We start from the raw sequence: 18,560 nt of genomic DNA, 5'->3' as shown, positions 1-18,560 counted from the left end.
TTGCAAAAATAGTGACTATATAATAAGTATACTTGTTGTTAGATGATAAATGTAATATAGTGTTCTTTCTCCGATGCAATCCATTGTTTTAGATTGAAAACGATAGAAACAAGGTTGCTTTCTTACAACCTTGTCCATCGTTTCTATTTTTTCATCGCTTTTATTATATTTTCTATTACTCCTTAGTAAATTCTATACGTCTTTCTGATACTAAAGAATTGTTCAGCCAGAATGTTGGTGTCTTCCAGGGAATCAGTGATACTCGATCAAAAACAAAATAACGGCCTGCTTCTTTTGTGCCCATCAATTTTTCTAAGCCTTTTTTGGTCAATTGATACTGGACTGTTTGTTTTGTTCCAGATACAGGTTTATAGAATGAGCGATTTTCGTCAAAGGGCTTTAGTTGGTCTGAGGATACTTGGTCCTTATCAAAATGTAGTTCCCCTTTGATCTTTGTTAGTTGATACTTATTAAAATTTACTGCCTCTAGTTTACCGATAAACTGGAGCGTAATTCCTCTCGCTCCTCCGTAATTCAAAAACTCTATTGTTGTATTTTTTGACGAATCAATGGACATCTCAATAAAAGGTCTTGTTTTTGTTTTCCAGTCGCCTTTCACTTTCCATGTTGCTGGATACAGAAAATAAAAACCCATTAAAAGACTCACGACTAGGAGACCGCTTACCAATCCGCTTAATAGCTTCCAAGGAAATTTCTGCTCTGACATTTCTTCCTCTTCCACAACCTCTTGTTCCTCTAAAAGAAGTGATGCTTCTTCCAGCTCAACAACTGGCAGTTCTTGTTCTTCTTGCTCTGATAATGTCATTCCCTTGAGTCCTTTCGTTTCTTTGGCTTCCCTGTCTCAGTTTTCTTTCTATTATTTGCTACACCTGCTTTTTTCTTTCTTTTCTTTTTTGCTCTCGCTCTTTCTAATGCTTGACGTTTCTGCTTCCGTCGACGTAACAGAATTACCAATACTATCAGTCCGACAATAAGAACTACAAAGGCTACCACTCCTAAAATAATCCAACGAGTATAGTCAGGAGTTAAATCAATCGCTGTCTCATTCAATTTATTCGCTTCTTCACGAGTGATCGCAAATTCTTTGTCAAATTCCCATTTTTCCCCTGTTTTCTTTGAACTCACTACCATTTTTAACCGATAGTCTCCTGCTTGAAAACGCTCATTTTCCCATGAAATCGGAAATTCATACGTACTATTTGGGGCAATTCGATAATTCTCTGCTTTCTTTTCATGCAAAATAGCATCGCTATTTTTTTTGTACACTTTTGCTTCATATGAAACTTCATCTACAATGGTCGGATTGGCATGTTGGATCCGTGCTAAAATCGTATTTCTTCCTGTTATCTGTGAAGCCTCAATGCCTAAAAGATCCAATGTATTTTTGATTTCTCCTGGGTCTTCTTCTTCCGTTAATTTCACACCTATATTATACGCATATCTATTCTTTATAACAACAGCGCCATTACTCTTATTGTTTTCTTCACTATTTACTGGTGATACATTAATGGCACCCAATAACATTCCTTCAAATCGTTCAGCTGGTACAGACAGTTTGAATGTTGCTTCTATTTCTTTTTTTGCAGGAATTTTCACTGTTTTTGCTTCTGGTATTAACAATTCTGAAAGTGGAAATTTCAAACTCGTATCTTTCTTCTTCTTATCGTACAGTTGTCCATATTCGATACTTCCTGTTTGATTCGTTGTCGCTGTATTGACGGCTAAAGCTACTTCTATTTCTTTTTCCCCTGTATTTTTTAGTGAAATACTTAGTTCTTGTTCCGCTCCTGGTTGTACCTTTAATGAAAAATACCCTTCCTTCCCTTCTTCTTGATTTTCTGGGATATTCGCTTTTACTGATAATGGAATACTTCCTTCTGGTGCTTCTTCTGCCTTTACAATTCCTGTAGGTAAAATAAAACACACCAGTATAAGGAGTAGACTATGTATAATTTTCTTCATTACTTGCTTCCTTTCTATTAAAAAAAGAGCGGGCACTTGCCCGCCCAAACGTAGATTTATCTTTAATTATTCACCAATTGTGACTGCCCATGTTAAGGTTGTTGAATACGTAACGTCTTTCGTAATTTTTTGAGCTGGTACATGTAATTTCACATCGTTATTATAACGAAAATCTTCAGTTGATGTTGCTGTTTTAGTTGAACTATAATCTGCTTCACCATACTCTTTCTTGAAGACATTTGACGTAATCGTTCCTGTAGTCGCACTTGCTGCGGTTGAGTCTTTACGACCTAATACTTTTAATCCACCGACATCTTTTCCAATAGGAATAGATGCTTTACCTGAGGCATCCATAGTCATCCCCGCTGCAAGATTCGCTACAGCTGTTTCTGACGTTGTTGTCAATGTTTGTCCATAAATATCAATCGTTGTGCCGGCTTTTAATGTTTTGGCATCTGCTCCAGTTCCATTAGTAAATGCTGTATCTTGTTTCACCGTTACATTCCAATTCGTTGTATCTATTCCTGAAATATCCGATACTTGGACAAATTGTGGGATATCATAGGCTGCTGCGTCTTTTGCAGGATCACCTGTTTGTGTATTTTTGTGTGTCCAAGTAGACGGCTTTGTTTCAATGTTTTCTGTCCAAGTAATAGGTTGAACAGAGTTCATCTTCACAGCATAATCTGCATCAATGGTTGAAATTTGATTGATTCCAAAATCAAAAGTCGGTGCATACATTAATCGAACTGCTCCACTTTCTGCAACAGATCCATCTGGTGCTTGACCTCCTGTGACATCTTTAATTGCTTCTAACGTTTGTGGTTTTACAACATGCGTATGCGCATCCTTATCTGTAAATGATGCCTTTCCGTTTGTTGTTGGAGCTGCTGACACAGACATTCCAAATCCACCTAATGCTACTGTACTTACTAATAAACTGCTGATAACTAATTTTTTCATCATTTTTTCTCCTCTTTGTTTCTATATTTTTCTTTAGTATATTTCTTTTTTATGGTGTTACTGCTAACGTCCATGTTAAATTGGCGGTATACTTGTTATTTACCTTTGGTTTATCACTACTCGGAACATACAATTTCACACCATCACTCGTACCTTTTTCAGTAGATTTACTTTCTTCTGTATAGTTATTTTCAAATACTAGGGAAGACATTGAACTATTTGTAAATCCAGCTTTTTTGGAACTGAATACTTCTAACGTTGTAGATCCTACAGGAATTTCTCCATACCCTTCACTTTGGTTAAAACCTATCAAATCTTTCCCTGGCTCTTGTAAACTATTTGTGATTGTTTGACCGTATAAGCGAATTCGTGTGTTCTCTAATGTTTGTTTGTCTTTTCCTTCTCCTGAAGTAAAAACAGCATCTTGGCCAACGCTCACAGACCAAAGCTTATCTGCTCCTGAAACATCTGCAACTTGAAGGAACTGAGGAGAATAATAAGTGGACTTATCTTCTCCCTCACCTTTAGTATACATTCCTTTTTGTATAGGATATTCTTGACTTAAAGCATTCACTTTTACTGTGCCAAAACTAAAGAAGGGAACTGCCGTTACCCCGACACCATCTGTTGTTTCTATAGGTTTACTCAATCCTGGACTGGGTGTTACTGAAGTGTTGGGATCTGTTGGATCTACCACTGATGGAAGCTCCCCTTTTTCAAATTGAATATCCGCTTTTGAGTTTCCTTTTACTGTTTGTGCCAATGTTGTATGGCCAAATAATGTTAGTGCAGCAATACTTAATAGAAAACTACTTAGTATATACTTTTTCATTCTATGTTTCTTCCTTTCTCTCTTTTCATTTATATTGCATAGATAACCTTAGGTTATGCTTAATGCCACTTTTAAGTCTTTCAATGGTTCTTTTGTCGATAATAATAAGTACTTACAATCCCTATTACGAGAAGAAAACCTAGCAATCCAAAGATTGTTGCCATCTCTCCTGTTTCTGGTAACCATGAAGGCGTTCTTCCCACTTGTTTCTCTGAAAATTTAGAGTCACTAGTTTCTGTAGGATCCCCTTCAACAAAGGTCACACCTACTGGTGTTTGTCCATCCGCTGTACTCTCCGAAAATACTGGTGTTGCGGATAGGCCTATCATTAATAGAAAAGCTATGCCAATTAAACAGCTATACTGGACCATTTTTTTCATCTTCATTTCCTCCTATGGACCTGTCGTTAATGACCATGTCAATTCTGCTTGATACGTTCCTTTTTGTACTTTCTTGGATGGAACAAATAATGACCATCCTTTTCCAGTTCTTCCTGTTTTATTTTTTTCATCCAGTTTTAGTGAGAAATCTGTTTTCTTTGGATCTTCTGTTGATTGCGTTGAGGAATGAATCGTAACCCCTTCTGGAGTAATCGTGAGCGGTTCGACCACATTCTTAGGTGTATAATTTAAAAGGGCTTCAGATAACACTTTTGTCATTGGTTGCCCATCTGAACCCACCAACCTAAATGGTGAAGACAGTGCAACCGATATGCTAAAGTTCCCTCTTTGTTTCGCTCTCTTTTCTTCACCTGTTAGAGCGGTATAATTTCTATAATCCCCCACATTCACCACAAAGTCATTGGATGATTCATATTCTAATACTTGATCATTGGGTGAGGTGTAGCCTTGTTGGAACGTTAATTCCTCTGAAACATCAACTAAACGAAGGAGTCCTTTAAAAATATAGGTTACTTCATTATTTTCAACCTGAACCTTATAGGTTTCTGGGATAATTTTTTGTTCATAGTTCTTAGAATCCACGAGTACTTTATTCACATCTGTAATTGCTTGTTCTTTTAACAAATCAATTGTTGAGTTGATTTGACGATCTTTTAAAATCACATTGGCATTAATTGATGTCCCATCTTCATCCACAAAACGAATCGTTACATCGGTAAGTTCTTGACCTAGTGTAACAGTAATGCTTGCGGTGGTCGTTTTATTATTAGCAGTATAGCTAATCTGAGCTGGATAATTTCTACTTGTTTCACCATTTGGTAATGGTGAGGGTGTCTCTCTAATCGCGGTTAGCAGCTCCTCATTGACACTTAAATACGTAGTTTTATCTTTATCAGCTAGCATTGGTAGCGTATCTCCAGTCTGTTCTGTTGCCTTGTAGTTGTACACTTTAATATCTGCACCAGGTACTTCTGGCACTGCTGGTGTTTCTCCTTCAGCAGGTGTTTCTGGCGTGTATCCCCACATTTTCACTGCATTTTCATTCTTCGCTTCATGCACAGGACGATAATAATCATTGGCATACATGACGATATTATTTTCTTTATCTACAACAGTATTTTTATCTGTCACAAACACCCATATACGATTAGAAACCTTGATTGCGTCCGCCCCTTTGTATTCAATATCTAGAGGGTAGACCCCAACTTTTTTTGTCTCTTGAATTGCTTTTAGCTGATCTGGCATCGGAAAGGTTACTTTTGAACTGAGGAATGGGGTCTCCTTTGTCGCATCTTCATCTAAAAACTCATCTTCCAAATTCCCGTTCCAAGCCTTTGTTTTAGCCTTGATTTTAACTGCCTTTTCTGTCAAGGTGGAAACATCTGTCAGTGGCAAAGAAAAGTTATTAGCATCTAAAAAATAGTTGTCTTTTTCTTTTGTTTTACCTGTTTTTGCATTAATGATACGAGAGGTCGCTGTTGCTTGTTTTTGACTATCAGTAACAAAATAGGTTACCCGTTGTGGGCCTGTGTTGTCTTCGTCAAATCCTAACGATTTCCAATCTATTGGTAATGTGATATCTTTTGGATTACGATTAAGTCTTTTTTGAAATTCTTGTTCTGATATTGGATTTAATGATTTATTAATATCATGTTCATCATACACTCTAATAGCTTGCTTCCCACCATCTTTACTTAATAGAATACTTTCTTTTATTGATGATTCTTCATTCTTAAATATATCTAAATTAAGAGATATACTACTGGGAGACTCAATGATAGGGGAATAATCTGGAATTGTTCTTAATACGCCTAAAAATACGGCATTACTATCCTGACCAACCCACTCATCAATAAAATTACCTTTTTTTATAGTATTTCCAATAGTTAAAAATTTTTCATTATATAATCCTACTATATCTAAAAAGTCAAGCGGAACATTAGATGGTATATTTGATACGGATAATATATTTAGTTCTACATCCATTACTCCTGCAATAGTCGCCTCTTTTATGTTATTGTTGGGTAATATAGGTACATACCCTATAAAAGATATTTCATTTCCTTTCTTAAAAAATTTAAGAGAAGTTCCCGCTTCAAACGATCTTATTACTGTAAAAGTATTTGTTGCAATAGAATATTTGACTATTTTATAAAATTCATTGTCTAACGTATATTGATAATATACTTCTTTGTCCGAACTTAATTCAGCAATTATCTGAAAATGTGTATTTTTTCCTTTAATTAAACCAAATCTATTTTTTATCTGTCTAGGTAAATCTCCATTTTTTTCATCCCAAATGATAGCCTCCTCACCATTACCTAAAAAGCCTTTATCTGAGTATGTAAATGTTCCACCTACACTTCCATCAGATAAACTATGTAATCTATTTACCCCAAATTCAATTCTTCCTGTAGTTATTTTGGATGAACCAAAATCAGAAAGCGCAGGAATCTGAAAGCGATCCTTAGGTTTACCATCTAGTCCGTTTAGCGCTGCATCTTTATTTGATGCTGACACCGGTCCAACTGAACCATATCCAGATCCATTTGTATATCCAACACCCCAACCTGATGCTATACCTTTAGATAAAACTTTAAAATCAGCTAAATTATAGTATACATATTTTTTTACATAACCATTATTTGTCCCATTTCCTTGCGAATAATATACAATACCTTTCCCATCACTTAACTCAATATTTGTTACATTTGATATAAACCACGTTGAAGGACTTTGTAAATTTTTATTTACAGGTTGCCAATCTGATCCATATACTGATAAATCAGCTAAAGAAAATTTACTGATATAATTCCCGTTAGTATCTACTTTAACTAGTAAAATTGTTCCATTAGTAGGACTATTACTGATAGAAACTTGTATAATATATTCTTCTTTATTAGGAACTTGTATAAATTTCCCTTCAAAACTATCTTTAAAATTAGGAATAGAATTATATCCAATAAACTTTGTTTCTTTTTTAAAGTTTGTTACAATATCCTCATTTTGCACAAAACCATCAAATTGACTATTATTGATGAGATCTTCTTCTACTAACTTAGTAGCATCATTTGGTAGTTCAAAAGAATAATCTGGACCCTCCTCAGGTACATTAGGATCCTTCTTATCAATAATAATTGGTGTGCCGCTCGGCTTAGCACTAATAGAAGTAGATTGAATACTAACCCATAATATTCCTAACAAACTAAGTATTCCTAAACTGCAAACCATACTCCTATATATTAATTTCTTGTTTCTCATTTTTTCCTCCTTACAGCTCTTTATCACCGATGGAATAATAGTCATCTCAAACTAAATATATCTGTCGCTTATAGATTCATCTAAACGATACTTAGTACCTTAATTTCTTATTTCCAAGTCAACTAATCGATAACCAATTGACCTTACTGTTTTTATATAACTGTCTTTTTCATTTTCATCCAGTTTATTTCTAAGATGAAGCACCAGATTCGCTATTCGATAATTATTACTTGAATTTAGTTGATTCCACACTTGTTTATGAATTTCTTGGTATGAAAATGCCCTCGTAGGATCACTTATAAGTAAGGCCAATAGTTTATACTCCTTTTTGGTTAGCTCTATTTCCTTTTCTTTCCCAATTGATTTCACTAGCACACTTTGACTTCCCATTCTCATTTCTAAGTAACTTCTGTCCTTATTTCTTTTATGGCTTAAAATAATTTTCTTTGATTTTCCTTCTTTAAAACGAGAAAAAGTATTTCGGACAGTTAAGGCAACCTCTTCCGGAAACCATTTGCCATCTAATATGGCATCAACTCCTATTTGAAGATAAACTTGATCATTAATGTAACATCGTTGATTCGATAATATCCAAATAAATGAACTTGCTTGTTCTTTGATTGAAAAAATAATTGAACAAAGATAACTGATGTCTTCTAGCCTATTTTCTTCCAAAATAATGATTTCTGACTCTTTCAACTGATTCAAATCTATCTCTTTGGGAAATATTTGAATCATACTATTTTCACGCGTAAAAGCCTCTTCTATAGATTTTTTCATAGTGATAGACGAAGATACCAAACTAATTTTATGCATGTGACTTATCCTTTCCATTTTTATTAAATTAATTATGACTAGTCCTTTGAATTTGATAGTTTCAAGCAATCAATAATTCATATTTCTTTATTGATTGCAACTTATTACGTATAATGTCAGTAATACTATATGTGTTCTACCTAATTTTTTTTCTCAGAATTATCCATTCTAAGTTAAGGAAGACTTATCCTTTTTCTAACAGCAATAATGTTAACGTTGACGATTTTTTTGACGGTTTATGTTTATCACAGCAACTATTCTGCCAGATTTAACTGAGCATCAATAACAGACATTGCCTGTTCACGAGTCTCCCACAATGATCCAGCATAGGTATCTAAAGTCAGTTTGATTGATTGGTGACCTAATAAATGACTAAGAGTTGCAATATCAACACCATTTTCAATGCAACGTGTCGCAAATGTATGCCTCAGTGCATGGAAATGAATGCCTGTGATTTCTGCTTGTTTGATTGCTCGTCTAAAATGATAATTGATTAAACGAGGCTCAGCATATGAATTATGATTGTTGATGACAAAGCTGCCTTGTGTGGCTTCCTTTTTTTGTGATAGGTAGGTATATAGGTTTTGTGCTATTGGGATTTTCCTTAGGGATTGTTTTGATTTTGGTAAATCAAATAAAATCTCCGTTTTTGCTGTTTTTCCAGTGACAGATATCCGTTGTACAGTTCGAACAACATGAATAATTCGATTATCTAAATCTATATCAGCCCAGGTTAATCCGCTGATTTCTCCAATTCGTAATCCTGTATATAAGGCGATAATAATAGGAGAACATTCTTTCTTTTGAAGTTCTATGCTTTCTAATTTTTTTTGTTGCTCAAGTGAAAGAATTGTTATAGCTTTCTTTTTAATAGGAGGAAAGACAACTCCATCAAAAGGATTCTCAACCAATGCTTTTTCTACAACTGCTTTCGTTAACGCACCTTTAAAAATCGTTAATGTGTTGTGAATGGTTGTTGTACTCAGTCCTTTATCTCCTAAGTAAAAAAGAAGCTCCAGGATATCTTTCTTTTGAAGTAGGCTTAGTTTTTTATGTCCAATATATGGAACGATATGATTATTTAATTTGGTTTTGTAAGAAGCAAATGTTGATTTTTTTACCTGTCCGATCACTAAATGATCTAACCAATAATTTAACCATTCTGTCGTTGTTCCTGAAAATAGTTTTGAATAAGCTTTTTGACTACTATACTGGGCTTTAATCTGCTCTAATTTCAGTTTTACTTCCATATATTTCTTTCCGTAAACAGAACCATAAACAAGTTTGCCTTGTGAATCTCTAGCCTTTCGATAGCGTCCTTCCCAACGGCCATCTTTTCGTTGATAAATATTTTCTCCTTTTCTAGGCATAGTGACTCACTCCTTTCAATTAAAATTGACCACCACAATGACGGGTATTACAGAAGAACAACCTATTTTTTCATTAAAAATCCTAAAAAAAGGGAATGAATTTCTTCATTTAATATAGACTTCTTTTTTTAATTATGTTATATTTCTTATGTTGTCGGATTTATTTTTTAAAAATTGATAAAAATGAGAAATATTACCTATCTTAGAATGGATAATTCTAAGAAAATAATGCTATGTATTATTGTTTGTTTCAACACAGTTAGTATATGAAATTAAAAAAATACATGACTCAGATTAAAACGTTTCCAAATTAATTTGGTGCGTTTTTTCTTTATTTTTGTATTTATTTTCATAAAATTGTACACTATTAGAAAGAAAATGAGGTGAATTTTATGGATTTAATGATCCGCACTTACATCATCGAAGACAATTTTATCTTTCGTGAAAAAATAAAAGAACTAATTCAACAATTACCCGTATCTGACAACTATTTTTCTTTAGAAGCTATTTCGATAGAAAAATTAGATGTCTTTTATTCCAGTTTGTCGGAAGCTACTCATAAAATACAAGATACAGATATTTATTTAATTGACATTGATTTACAGTCATACTATTCAGGGATTGATCTTGCAAAAAAAATTAGAGAACAAAACAAAGACTGTTTTATTCTCTTTCTTACCAACCTTGAGGATAAGGCCCTTGAAATCATCAACAAAGACATTCAACCAAAATCCTATATTATTAAAGGGACTAATTTAGATATTCAAGAAGTTGAAAGTATTTTTTTACCCATTAAAATAGAAATAATTAATCGTATTCAAAATAAAGATAACTATATGTCTTTCAAAAAATTTGGTGAAGTAGTCTATATAAAATATACTGACATTCTTTATATATCTTCTATTTCTACTATGCGTAATACTTTAGTAGTACATACCAAAGATTCTGAACAGATGGTAGAGGGAACAATTCATAAACTGAAAAAGATAATTGATAAACCCTACCTTTATACTGGATTAAAATCATTGATCATCAATCGAAATCACTTAGCATCTATCCAACGTTCAGTTGGTCTAATTACGTTTGATAATGGTTCTGAATTAGAAGTTGGAATAAGTATCATTGACAAACTAAACAAATTTTTATAGCTATTTATTAGATGAGGTGAAAAGATATGGAAGTTCATTTAGTGGCAATACTGTTCTCTTTTAACTATTTCCAAATGTGTTTGATTATAGGATATAAAAGATATTTAAGTTATAGGCAAACTATTTTCTTGTCTACTTATTTATTTATACAAGTACTTATAGCTCTCCTTGTCGGGAGAGAAATTGGTTTAAGAGTTTTTATACCTTTTGCAATAATAGAATCGATATTCATCCTTCGATTCACAAAAAGCTGGACATTAATCGCTTTGTATTATCTTTTACAAAACTCACTGATGCTTATCTCTTGGCTCGTAACATGGGATTTTACCTATTTTTTTCATGAAACAGGCCTAATGAGTGATACATCCTTTGCCATTTTAAAGCCAATTTCTATTGTTGCTCAACAGCTTCTGCTATTTTCATTATTGATTCTTATGAGGAAGATAAGTACTAACTATGAAATTTTCAATTCTATTTCTCAGCTCAAAAAGAAATATATTTTTCAATCTATTTTTAGTGTAGTGTTACTTCTTACGTTAAATTTGGTAAGACAGATTAGCATAAGACATATTAATTTGACTGTATTTTTCCAATTAACTTTTCTTTTACTCTTTTTTACAAGTACTTTTAGTTATATTGTTTACATCATAAGTCGGTTTTATCAACAGCAGCAACAAATATTTCTACTTTCAAAAAAAATGGCACAAGAATCTCAAAAAATTAGTTTAGCAAATGAATTTAGACATGATTATCGAAATATTTTATTCAGTTTAGATGTGTACCTTGAAAAAGAGCAATTTGATCAAGCGCGTAACTACCTTTCTACTATTATTGACTATTCCAAAGACCTTACTGAAACAAATCATTACACCCAAATTTCAAAAATAAATATTCCACCCATACAAGGATTACTCTTAAATTTTTTTAAAAAATGCTCTAAAGAAAATGTACCTGTCCATTTTTTTGTGGATCAATTAATTTCTGATTTTGATATAACTATCCACTTAGTTGATTTTATTCGTTGTTTATCTATTTTATTAGATAATGCATTTGAAGCGTCTATCAATACAGAAAAACCTCTAATAAGCTTACATTTTGAAAATAGATCTACTGGTATTTATATAGAAGTAAAAAATAAGTCTAATGGTCCAATTTTGATTGAAAAAGCCTTGAAAAATAATTTCACAACAAAAAAAGGACACCAGGGTAACGGTCTCCCTATTTTAATCAAACTATTAAAGCAGTATCCAAAAACAACCTACTCATTTCAATGGAAAAATAATTTTGTTATCGCTAGCTTTTCTTTACCTGAAAAAAGGCAATGATTATACTGTTTCAAAAAAGGTGTATCACTTATTGAGAATAATTTTTTGATTTTCTCCTTTGATATTTCAATGTCCTGCAAACGCTTATCTATACTTTTAAAACTCTGTTTTAAGCGCTCGCTTGTTTTGATTATTTCATCAAATTCATTATTTACACAATAAGGTGCTCATCCTCTCTTAATCTATCCATAACCTACCAATCGAATTTTATTGTAGACTAGTATATTTTTATGAACCTAGCTCTATATACTTATAATAGCGGCTCTATACTTTCTGATGTTGGTGAGAAATCATCGGCATCTTTTTTAATGCAAAAAAATAGAAAAGACACCCTGATATCCTTTAGAATTAAGTCGACTAAAACTATTCAAAATTGTTATTAAGAAAATATCCTAAATGTTTATTTTTGAAAATAAATTTTTTTATTTGAAGCTCTTCCTTACTAGCTTGCCATAACGATAATTCCTCCATAATTTTTTCAGGATATTTTTTACTGATATCTCTTAGTGCATTGCCGCATGATTTTCTAACATATTCACTATCATCATTTCTAAGCGTTGCCAGCAAATGAATAGCCCTATCAGGATTATCTTTAAAATAAGGACGATTCGTCCAAATTCTCAACCCTTCTGAAACAGCTCTTCTAGTATTACTATTTTCAGAGTTTAACCATTCTTTTATCGTCACTAGGGCTTCTTCATAGCCTATTTCTTTACAAAAATAATCAAAGGCCATCCCTAAAATTTCTTGCACTCGCCAATTGTCATCTTTTGAGACATTATTTTTCAAGAAATTTAATACCGCATTCTTTTTTGGTGCAAGCTTTCCAAACAGAAAAACAGCGACCATTCGTATTTGATAAACTTCAGACGAGTATAAGATAAATGCTAAATCTTCTAATTCCTTTTCTGTTAGCTTTTTTTCAAGTGAATCAGCTAAGTGTTCCATTGGTTTGAACCCATTAGTGATTTTCGCGATTTCTTTCAACTCTTCTTCTAAAGTCATTTTATGCTCCTTTCACTTTTTCTGATTATATTGACGTCAAAATCAGTTTAACTATATCTTCTGACCGTTTGCTTGTATTTATTATATTCACTACATTTAAAGTCCTTCTGATTCATGCTTGGAATTCCATTGAATATTAATCAAATTGAGAGACACTACCTAAGTATCCTCTATAATTATTATTTACACCAGAAGTTTTAGCTATTTGACTCATTTCCCTTATCAATTGATTCTGTTTTTCAGTAAAGGTTATCTTTTCAGTTAAATTTTTGAAATAGATATAGTTGATAAGCCTAGATATCAAAAAATCATCATTCGTTTCTTTGTCCAACTTTTTATAGACTTTTAACAACACTTCTTTTAGTTCTAAATAACTTTTCCCTTGTTTGTCGCCTATGGTATTATACAATTCATGGACCAATTTTTTAGCTTTCTTATTCATTCTAAACCTCCTAGATTATTTTTTGGAAGCTTTTAGTCTAAAACACATTCAACACCTTATTAACTGATTCTTTTAAATGCAAATTTCAGTTAGTTCATTTAGAGTCCTTGAATGTCTGTTGTCACAGTATTTATTCAATCATTTTTTTAATTTACAAACTACAGATTAATTTCTTTTTGATTATAGATATGCACAAACGAGAAGGTTGGGACAAACACTTCTCAAAAATCGTTCTTTATCATACAGTGATTTACTTGTTTTACTTTGACTATCAATTACTAATAAAGCTTTTCTCAAATTATTTTTCTTACTATTAATCGTTTTTAGGAATCACTTTTTTCTTTTTGCCAATAATGCTAATGTTTTTACACCCACTGTAAATGTTCCTAATAGAGCATACACAACATAATAGAACCAACTAACAGATAACAGTTTAATAAATATAAAAAGCAATACAATTACTACTATCCACGGTACAACCTTATCATTCAATCATCCTTTCTGATCGTTTTTGACTGACCAAAGAGTTATTTCATCATAAATCTTCTATATTGTATTCAGTGTATCCCTCATAATAATAGCTAACATCGATACCTTTCATGTATACTTCTCGATCATTTACTAAAGAGATCAAAGATTTCTTTAGTAAATGAGCTATCTCCAAATCGTTTACAGGGCTACGTTCCATAGCAGAAAGATAATCTTCTTTATTAATCAAGTTCCAATCAACAACTTTTTTGAGTTCTTTCTTAAGGATCAAATCTAACCATATTCTTGTACTACGACCATTCCTCTCACGGAAAGGATGAGCGATATTCATCTCAACGTATTTTGCGATAATTTCATCAATAGTCGATTGTGACATTTGATCAATTTGATGTAGAGAAACTTCTAAATACATAACTGGTGCAAATCTAAAGTTTCCTTTAGCAATATTGGCGGTTCTAATTTTCCCTGCAAATTCATATATATCCGAAAATAGGTACCTATGAATATCTGCTAGTCCATTGTATGTTCCCACTTCCAACTTATTTATATCACCAGTATCGTATAATTTCTTTGCGTTTGACTTACTTATTTTTTCTTCAACTCTTGCAAGTTCAACTTGATTTGTAATACCTAACTTATTACTTAACATGTCTAATCTCCTATTCCTCAATCTTTCTATTTTGTGAAAAAACTACCCAAAGTAAATAGCACAAACGCTCTTAGAGCCTCTCTCTAATTACTGTATTTTCTTTTTTCAAGGTATCTATACAAAGTAGAAGAAGAAATTCCTGTCATTTCATGTATTTCTTTTCCTGAATACTGTTTTGTATCATATAGACTAATAGCTTGCTGAATTTTTTTATCTGACACTTTGGGACGTCCACCAACACGTCCTCTTGCTCTTGCACTTTTAAGTCCTTCTCTAGTACGCTCAACTATCAAGTCCCTCTCAAATTCTGCAAAAGCTTGAAATACAGTTAACATCACTTTACCCTGTGGTGTTGACGTATCAAATTTTTCTTTGTCACTGATCACTTGTACGTTCTTCTCAGAAAAGAAATCAACTAATTCCAAAAGATCTTTGGTACTACGTCCGAGTCTGTTCCAACTTTCTACCACTACAGTATCACCTTCTCGAACAGATTCTTTTAATTTGTCTAGTTGCGGTCGACTTGCTTTTGTCCCATTAATTTTTTCAGTCAAAATCTCATCACAATTGTATTTTTCTAAAATATCAAGTTGCCGATTTAGTTCTTGAGACTTTGTACTTACTCGTGTATAGCCATAAGTGTATTTCATGTCATCACTCCCACTAAAATTACATCATAAACGGGAGTTATTGACACATTGAATATGTTGTAAGTTTTGGGAAGGTAAATTAAAATATTAAAGGATAAATGGGAATTATCCTTCTTGACCTAAAAATGACTGTTTTTGGGAAACCTATGTTGAAAAAATCTGGCACAATCAGTTTGCGTCAGAATTATTCTAATACTATAGTCTTTTAAAACAAGGTAATATTTAATAAACATATTAATATATAAACGATCATATGGTACGATATAAAAAAATGAAAGGGGTTTATTATTATGAAGAAATTTAAAGGTATGTTTTATTTTGTTGCTTTGTCACTTGTTTTGCTTGCACCAATTATTCCCACCGAAAACAACACTGTGGAGGCTGCAGCTGGTGTTACCTATGGCTATAAATGTAAAAGCTGCGGTTTTCATGTTATTGGTAACAAAACCATAGCTCAAAGACACGCGAACGCTTACAGGCATAGTTTAACTACTTATGTTTACTCGATGATTGCATAATAAATGTATATTATTTCGAAGAAGGAGAAATAACATCTCCTTCTTTTTGTGTGTCTTGAGGTAAGACTAAGTCTGATTTGTCAATAGTACTATCTGTTACTTTATTATTTAAATTCTTGCACCCGGAAGCGCTCACTATAACTACGCACAAAGACAAAAACAATATTGTTTTTTGTTTAAATTTCATTTTAATCCTTCTTTCTCGTATCATTTACTTAAAGTTAAGTTTAATCCTAAAATGATTTCTTTACTATCTTTATAAAGTGATGATGGCGATAGTGAGCCTGAAAATAATTTAGTTCTAATATCGGAACTTAGAACAATTAAATCTTTTTTATAGTCCTCGGAATAGTCTTTAAGAACTCTATCAGAGATCTCTTGATAAAAAGTTAAAATTACAGGTCTACCTACAGTCAAAAACTCTTTATACTCATTTTCGACTACAGCTTTTGAATATCTTCGTACACTACGCCCTTTTACTTCCCAGTATTGTCTGAACACATCTGTATTTATCCAAGCAGCAGAATATTTTAATCCTTGACTAGTTCTTTTACTTGACCGGTCAATATAACCTAGATAACCTGTTACTCCACCTTTAGCTCCTCTAGTTCTAAGTGCTTGTGAAGCGAAATTTGTACAATCTCCACCTCCATAATTAGTGACATGGTTATTTTACCAGACTCTACAAGGTGGAATTATTGGCACACTATTTTCTTGTTCAGAAGCTGTTTGTGAAGCCTCTAAGTTTTCTTCATCAACAATTTTTTTAACATCAGCTAACGTCATATCAGACGACTCTTCAATCGTTGAGACTTCCCTTTCTTCCGCAGGAAGTGTTTCTAAATATATTATCATATTTTGTTTAATTTAGTTAGCTCCTGTTCACTTGAACTAGTTAATTGATCATATAGATAGTCGGAAAAATCTTTAGAATGAAGTAAGTAGTTTAACCCTCGCTCTCTTAAATATGTCACTAAAACATCTTCAATTTCACCAAGTGTCATATCCATACCATAATCAACTTCACTAACAACCTCATTCGCGTAAACTACGTTTGCTCCAAATCTGATTGAACAACAAATTGCTAACTCTAAAATAAATTTTTTATACATTAATTTTCCTTATATTTATTATCAGTACAATTTGTACTATAAATAATAATAAGTGAATAGAAACAGCATTGAAATCTATTTTTAATTATTAGTTATATTTAAAGCGTTAAAAGAAATAATAACTTTCATTAGGACTTTATATTTAAGAAAACCTGACTCAACGTACTTGTGTCAGATTCTCTTTTCACTTCAATTTTTCAAAATTTGATTATAGTTTGTAAAACTCCAGTTAATTATTTAAAACAACACCTAGTTTTTTTCACTTAAACATCATTTGTAGTAAGCAGTGTATCTTTTTTTATTTTCATACTTTGTTACAACGTATAGTTTCATTGATTTTCCTTTTTCTGAAATCTCTTCTGGTATTTCTTTATAATTTGTATAGTCCTTAGTAAAATATTCGCTTGAATCTCCATCAAAAATTTCTTCTGAGCTCAAAAATATCATACCACTTGGTGTTGTACTATCAATAGATTTTGATGTTTCTTTATTATTATTTTGTGTACAACCATAAAGTGTAGTTAAACTAATCAAAAGAAAAAGTACATACAATCTATTTTTCATGGTACACCTCCACTAAGTTGTAAGAATATTAGCCTAAGTATGCTGCAACTGTTCCAGAAAATCTAGCATAGTAGACAGTACAAGAACCGTTGTTTTAACTCCAAGCACTTTCTCGATATAAAGTTCCTGTAAATGGCGTTGTATATCCTAGTTCTTTTTTAGAATAATACATTGGTCCAGCAAAAATACCTGTTCCATTGTTTTGAACGACTTCAATATTACGATAAACCATATGGCCAACAGCGCGACTTTGTAACAATTCATTTTGAAGTGTGTAGTCTTCTGACTCCAGAATTACTTCAATTCCTTCAATCACATTCCCTTTATCATCATTTACAATGATTTCCCCATCTCTCATGTTACTGATATCCGCTGCATAAGAATCATTTGATAACAATACTACACCAAAAGACATAAACATTACACTAGTAACAACATACAAAACTTTTTTAAAACCAAACATCTCCTTTGTTAATTTATTTTATGTATTTATAATAGCATGCACGACAATCATTGTATACGCCTCTTTAAATTATATTCATCATAATGTATAACTTTATTTTAACAAGAATTTGTGATATAAAATTATAAAAAAAAAACAGGAGGTCATGATATGAATAACGACTACAATTCTCCAGAACCAGCAAATAAAAATGCCACACCCGTTCAAATTCAAAAAGAAAACAATGATTTTTTTTTTTTAGATAAAAGCAATGATCTTGAAGTAATATTTCCTAAAAAACATCAGTTATTGATAAGAAAGAGAAAGAAAAAAGAAAATTATAAGTGTTCTGGGTCAGAGTAAAATAGCTCTGACCTTATTTTCATTTAAAATTTACAACACAAAAGTAATCTCGTAGCAGCTGTATGAGATCACTTTTGACTATACTATAATGTTACATTGAAAGGATAATTCTATCCTTTCCAATTGATTTATAAATATATGGGTTTTGAAGTATTTTCAATACCTAGTTAAACGTACCCACTTTTTTCGCAAGTCAGTTCGTATGTCCTGAAAATATTCAGGCACAA

Annotated in this window: 20 protein-coding genes and 1 pseudogene; 4 read left to right on the top strand and 17 right to left on the bottom strand. The window is 32.3% G+C overall.

Annotation, left to right across the window (positions count from 1 at the left end; genetic code table 11):
• Positions 1 to 175 precede the first annotated feature (175 nt).
• The 8 genes from AC4BB5_RS03165 to AC4BB5_RS03130 all read right to left on the bottom strand — a co-directional run bounded on the left by AC4BB5_RS03165 (position 176) and on the right by AC4BB5_RS03130 (position 9,626).
• On the bottom strand, positions 176 to 826 hold the full coding sequence (locus AC4BB5_RS03165) for a hypothetical protein (protein ID WP_430602291.1): 651 nt from the start codon (positions 824 to 826) through the stop codon (positions 176 to 178).
• Positions 823 to 1,983, bottom strand: a complete 1,161-nt coding sequence (locus tag AC4BB5_RS03160; protein WP_430602292.1) for a WxL protein host-binding domain-containing protein — start codon at positions 1,981 to 1,983, stop codon at positions 823 to 825. The genes AC4BB5_RS03165 and AC4BB5_RS03160 overlap by 4 nt, the downstream gene beginning before the upstream one ends.
• A 66-nt stretch (positions 1,984 to 2,049) precedes the next feature.
• Entirely contained in the window at positions 2,050 to 2,946 is an 897-nt protein-coding gene (locus AC4BB5_RS03155) for a WxL domain-containing protein (protein ID WP_490457960.1), read from the bottom strand.
• Positions 2,947 to 2,995: 49 nt separating this feature from the next.
• Positions 2,996 to 3,778, bottom strand: coding sequence for a WxL domain-containing protein (locus AC4BB5_RS03150; protein WP_430602295.1), 783 nt, complete (start codon positions 3,776 to 3,778; stop codon positions 2,996 to 2,998).
• An 80-nt stretch (positions 3,779 to 3,858) separates the two neighbouring features.
• Positions 3,859 to 4,158 (bottom strand): LPXTG cell wall anchor domain-containing protein, encoded by a 300-nt coding sequence (locus AC4BB5_RS03145; protein ID WP_430602297.1) that lies wholly within the window; start codon positions 4,156 to 4,158, stop codon positions 3,859 to 3,861.
• Between the two features lie 12 nt (positions 4,159 to 4,170).
• Positions 4,171 to 7,440, bottom strand: a complete 3,270-nt coding sequence (locus tag AC4BB5_RS03140) for a hypothetical protein (RefSeq protein WP_490457959.1) — start codon at positions 7,438 to 7,440, stop codon at positions 4,171 to 4,173.
• 99 nt (positions 7,441 to 7,539) lie between these two features.
• Positions 7,540 to 8,256: a winged helix-turn-helix domain-containing protein gene (locus AC4BB5_RS03135; RefSeq protein ID WP_490457958.1), complete on the bottom strand. Its 717-nt coding sequence runs from the start codon at positions 8,254 to 8,256 to the stop codon at positions 7,540 to 7,542.
• Between the two features lie 254 nt (positions 8,257 to 8,510).
• A complete protein-coding gene (locus AC4BB5_RS03130) occupies positions 8,511 to 9,626 on the bottom strand; it encodes a tyrosine-type recombinase/integrase (RefSeq protein WP_490457957.1) in 1,116 nt (371 codons plus the stop codon).
• Between the two features lie 392 nt (positions 9,627 to 10,018).
• Between AC4BB5_RS03130 and AC4BB5_RS03125 the strand changes: the two genes are divergently transcribed.
• Together AC4BB5_RS03125 and AC4BB5_RS03120 are read left to right on the top strand one after the other, a co-directional pair.
• Entirely contained in the window at positions 10,019 to 10,774 is a 756-nt protein-coding gene (locus AC4BB5_RS03125; RefSeq protein ID WP_490457956.1) for a LytR/AlgR family response regulator transcription factor, read from the top strand.
• Between the two features lie 26 nt (positions 10,775 to 10,800).
• Complete coding sequence (locus AC4BB5_RS03120; protein ID WP_490457955.1) at positions 10,801 to 12,099, top strand: sensor histidine kinase; 1,299 nt, start codon at positions 10,801 to 10,803, stop codon at positions 12,097 to 12,099.
• A gap of 363 nt (positions 12,100 to 12,462) precedes the next feature.
• Here AC4BB5_RS03120 and AC4BB5_RS03115 read toward each other — a convergent pair whose 3' ends face one another.
• The 4 genes from AC4BB5_RS03115 to AC4BB5_RS03100 all read right to left on the bottom strand — a co-directional run bounded on the left by AC4BB5_RS03115 (position 12,463) and on the right by AC4BB5_RS03100 (position 15,334).
• Positions 12,463 to 13,104 carry a DNA alkylation repair protein gene (locus AC4BB5_RS03115; protein WP_490457954.1) on the bottom strand — a complete coding sequence of 214 codons (642 nt, stop codon included), beginning with the start codon at positions 13,102 to 13,104 and terminating at the stop codon, positions 12,463 to 12,465.
• Between the two features lie 136 nt (positions 13,105 to 13,240).
• Complete coding sequence (locus tag AC4BB5_RS03110; RefSeq protein ID WP_490457953.1) at positions 13,241 to 13,546, bottom strand: bacteriocin immunity protein; 306 nt, start codon at positions 13,544 to 13,546, stop codon at positions 13,241 to 13,243.
• 535 nt (positions 13,547 to 14,081) lie between these two features.
• Positions 14,082 to 14,684: a protein adenylyltransferase Fic gene (gene fic, locus AC4BB5_RS03105; RefSeq protein WP_430602307.1), complete on the bottom strand. Its 603-nt coding sequence runs from the start codon at positions 14,682 to 14,684 to the stop codon at positions 14,082 to 14,084.
• Between the two features lie 83 nt (positions 14,685 to 14,767).
• A complete protein-coding gene (locus AC4BB5_RS03100) occupies positions 14,768 to 15,334 on the bottom strand; it encodes a recombinase family protein (protein WP_490457952.1) in 567 nt (188 codons plus the stop codon).
• Between the two features lie 290 nt (positions 15,335 to 15,624).
• Between AC4BB5_RS03100 and AC4BB5_RS03095 the strand changes: the two genes are divergently transcribed.
• The gene (locus tag AC4BB5_RS03095; RefSeq protein ID WP_430602309.1) at positions 15,625 to 15,852 is read left to right on the top strand and encodes a hypothetical protein; all 228 of its coding nucleotides are present in this window, start codon (positions 15,625 to 15,627) and stop codon (positions 15,850 to 15,852) included.
• A 10-nt stretch (positions 15,853 to 15,862) separates the two neighbouring features.
• Here the strand turns inward: AC4BB5_RS03095 and AC4BB5_RS03090 are convergent, their stop codons facing one another.
• The 5 genes and pseudogenes from AC4BB5_RS03090 to AC4BB5_RS03070 all read right to left on the bottom strand — a co-directional run bounded on the left by AC4BB5_RS03090 (position 15,863) and on the right by AC4BB5_RS03070 (position 17,943).
• Entirely contained in the window at positions 15,863 to 16,039 is a 177-nt protein-coding gene (locus AC4BB5_RS03090) for a hypothetical protein (protein WP_010762739.1), read from the bottom strand.
• A 20-nt stretch (positions 16,040 to 16,059) separates the two neighbouring features.
• Positions 16,060 to 16,500 (bottom strand): annotated as a pseudogene (locus tag AC4BB5_RS03085) (amidase domain-containing protein); the annotation flags it as partial.
• Positions 16,501 to 16,703: 203 nt separating this feature from the next.
• Positions 16,704 to 16,964 (bottom strand): hypothetical protein, encoded by a 261-nt coding sequence (locus tag AC4BB5_RS03080; protein ID WP_010762737.1) that lies wholly within the window; start codon positions 16,962 to 16,964, stop codon positions 16,704 to 16,706.
• A 270-nt stretch (positions 16,965 to 17,234) separates the two neighbouring features.
• Positions 17,235 to 17,528 (bottom strand): hypothetical protein, encoded by a 294-nt coding sequence (locus AC4BB5_RS03075; protein ID WP_010762736.1) that lies wholly within the window; start codon positions 17,526 to 17,528, stop codon positions 17,235 to 17,237.
• A gap of 94 nt (positions 17,529 to 17,622) precedes the next feature.
• Positions 17,623 to 17,943, bottom strand: a complete 321-nt coding sequence (locus tag AC4BB5_RS03070) for a hypothetical protein (RefSeq protein ID WP_490457951.1) — start codon at positions 17,941 to 17,943, stop codon at positions 17,623 to 17,625.
• Positions 17,944 to 18,141: 198 nt separating this feature from the next.
• On the opposite strand from AC4BB5_RS03070, the gene AC4BB5_RS03065 reads away from it, so the two are divergent.
• On the top strand, positions 18,142 to 18,333 hold the full coding sequence (locus AC4BB5_RS03065; protein ID WP_490457950.1) for a hypothetical protein: 192 nt from the start codon (positions 18,142 to 18,144) through the stop codon (positions 18,331 to 18,333).
• Positions 18,334 to 18,560: the final 227 nt, after the last annotated feature.

The sequence above is a fragment of the Enterococcus sp. AMC1252 genome (assembly GCF_058216515.1).
This window is presented reverse-complemented; position numbering and strand designations above follow the sequence as displayed.

What these genes read in the sequence shown, in the direction of transcription:
- AC4BB5_RS03165 (WP_430602291.1), bottom strand. Translation starts at nt 826, where the DNA reads ATGACATTATCAGAGCAAGAAGAACAAGAACTGCCAGTTGTTGAGCTG.
- AC4BB5_RS03120 (WP_490457955.1), top strand. Translation starts at nt 10,801, where the DNA reads ATGGAAGTTCATTTAGTGGCAATACTGTTCTCTTTTAACTATTTCCAA.
- AC4BB5_RS03130 (WP_490457957.1), bottom strand. Translation starts at nt 9,626, where the DNA reads ATGCCTAGAAAAGGAGAAAATATTTATCAACGAAAAGATGGCCGTTGG.
- AC4BB5_RS03090 (WP_010762739.1), bottom strand. Translation starts at nt 16,039, where the DNA reads ATGAAATTTAAACAAAAAACAATATTGTTTTTGTCTTTGTGCGTAGTT.
- AC4BB5_RS03080 (WP_010762737.1), bottom strand. Translation starts at nt 16,964, where the DNA reads ATGTATAAAAAATTTATTTTAGAGTTAGCAATTTGTTGTTCAATCAGA.
- AC4BB5_RS03070 (WP_490457951.1), bottom strand. Translation starts at nt 17,943, where the DNA reads ATGTCTTTTGGTGTAGTATTGTTATCAAATGATTCTTATGCAGCGGAT.
- AC4BB5_RS03095 (WP_430602309.1), top strand. Translation starts at nt 15,625, where the DNA reads ATGAAGAAATTTAAAGGTATGTTTTATTTTGTTGCTTTGTCACTTGTT.
- AC4BB5_RS03160 (WP_430602292.1), bottom strand. Translation starts at nt 1,983, where the DNA reads ATGAAGAAAATTATACATAGTCTACTCCTTATACTGGTGTGTTTTATT.
- AC4BB5_RS03125 (WP_490457956.1), top strand. Translation starts at nt 10,019, where the DNA reads ATGGATTTAATGATCCGCACTTACATCATCGAAGACAATTTTATCTTT.
- AC4BB5_RS03150 (WP_430602295.1), bottom strand. Translation starts at nt 3,778, where the DNA reads ATGAAAAAGTATATACTAAGTAGTTTTCTATTAAGTATTGCTGCACTA.
- AC4BB5_RS03110 (WP_490457953.1), bottom strand. Translation starts at nt 13,546, where the DNA reads ATGAATAAGAAAGCTAAAAAATTGGTCCATGAATTGTATAATACCATA.
- AC4BB5_RS03065 (WP_490457950.1), top strand. Translation starts at nt 18,142, where the DNA reads ATGAATAACGACTACAATTCTCCAGAACCAGCAAATAAAAATGCCACA.
- AC4BB5_RS03140 (WP_490457959.1), bottom strand. Translation starts at nt 7,440, where the DNA reads ATGAGAAACAAGAAATTAATATATAGGAGTATGGTTTGCAGTTTAGGA.
- AC4BB5_RS03100 (WP_490457952.1), bottom strand. Translation starts at nt 15,334, where the DNA reads ATGAAATACACTTATGGCTATACACGAGTAAGTACAAAGTCTCAAGAA.
- AC4BB5_RS03075 (WP_010762736.1), bottom strand. Translation starts at nt 17,528, where the DNA reads ATGAAAAATAGATTGTATGTACTTTTTCTTTTGATTAGTTTAACTACA.
- AC4BB5_RS03135 (WP_490457958.1), bottom strand. Translation starts at nt 8,256, where the DNA reads ATGCATAAAATTAGTTTGGTATCTTCGTCTATCACTATGAAAAAATCT.
- AC4BB5_RS03145 (WP_430602297.1), bottom strand. Translation starts at nt 4,158, where the DNA reads ATGAAAAAAATGGTCCAGTATAGCTGTTTAATTGGCATAGCTTTTCTA.
- fic (WP_430602307.1), bottom strand. Translation starts at nt 14,684, where the DNA reads ATGTTAAGTAATAAGTTAGGTATTACAAATCAAGTTGAACTTGCAAGA.
- AC4BB5_RS03115 (WP_490457954.1), bottom strand. Translation starts at nt 13,104, where the DNA reads ATGACTTTAGAAGAAGAGTTGAAAGAAATCGCGAAAATCACTAATGGG.
- AC4BB5_RS03155 (WP_490457960.1), bottom strand. Translation starts at nt 2,946, where the DNA reads ATGAAAAAATTAGTTATCAGCAGTTTATTAGTAAGTACAGTAGCATTA.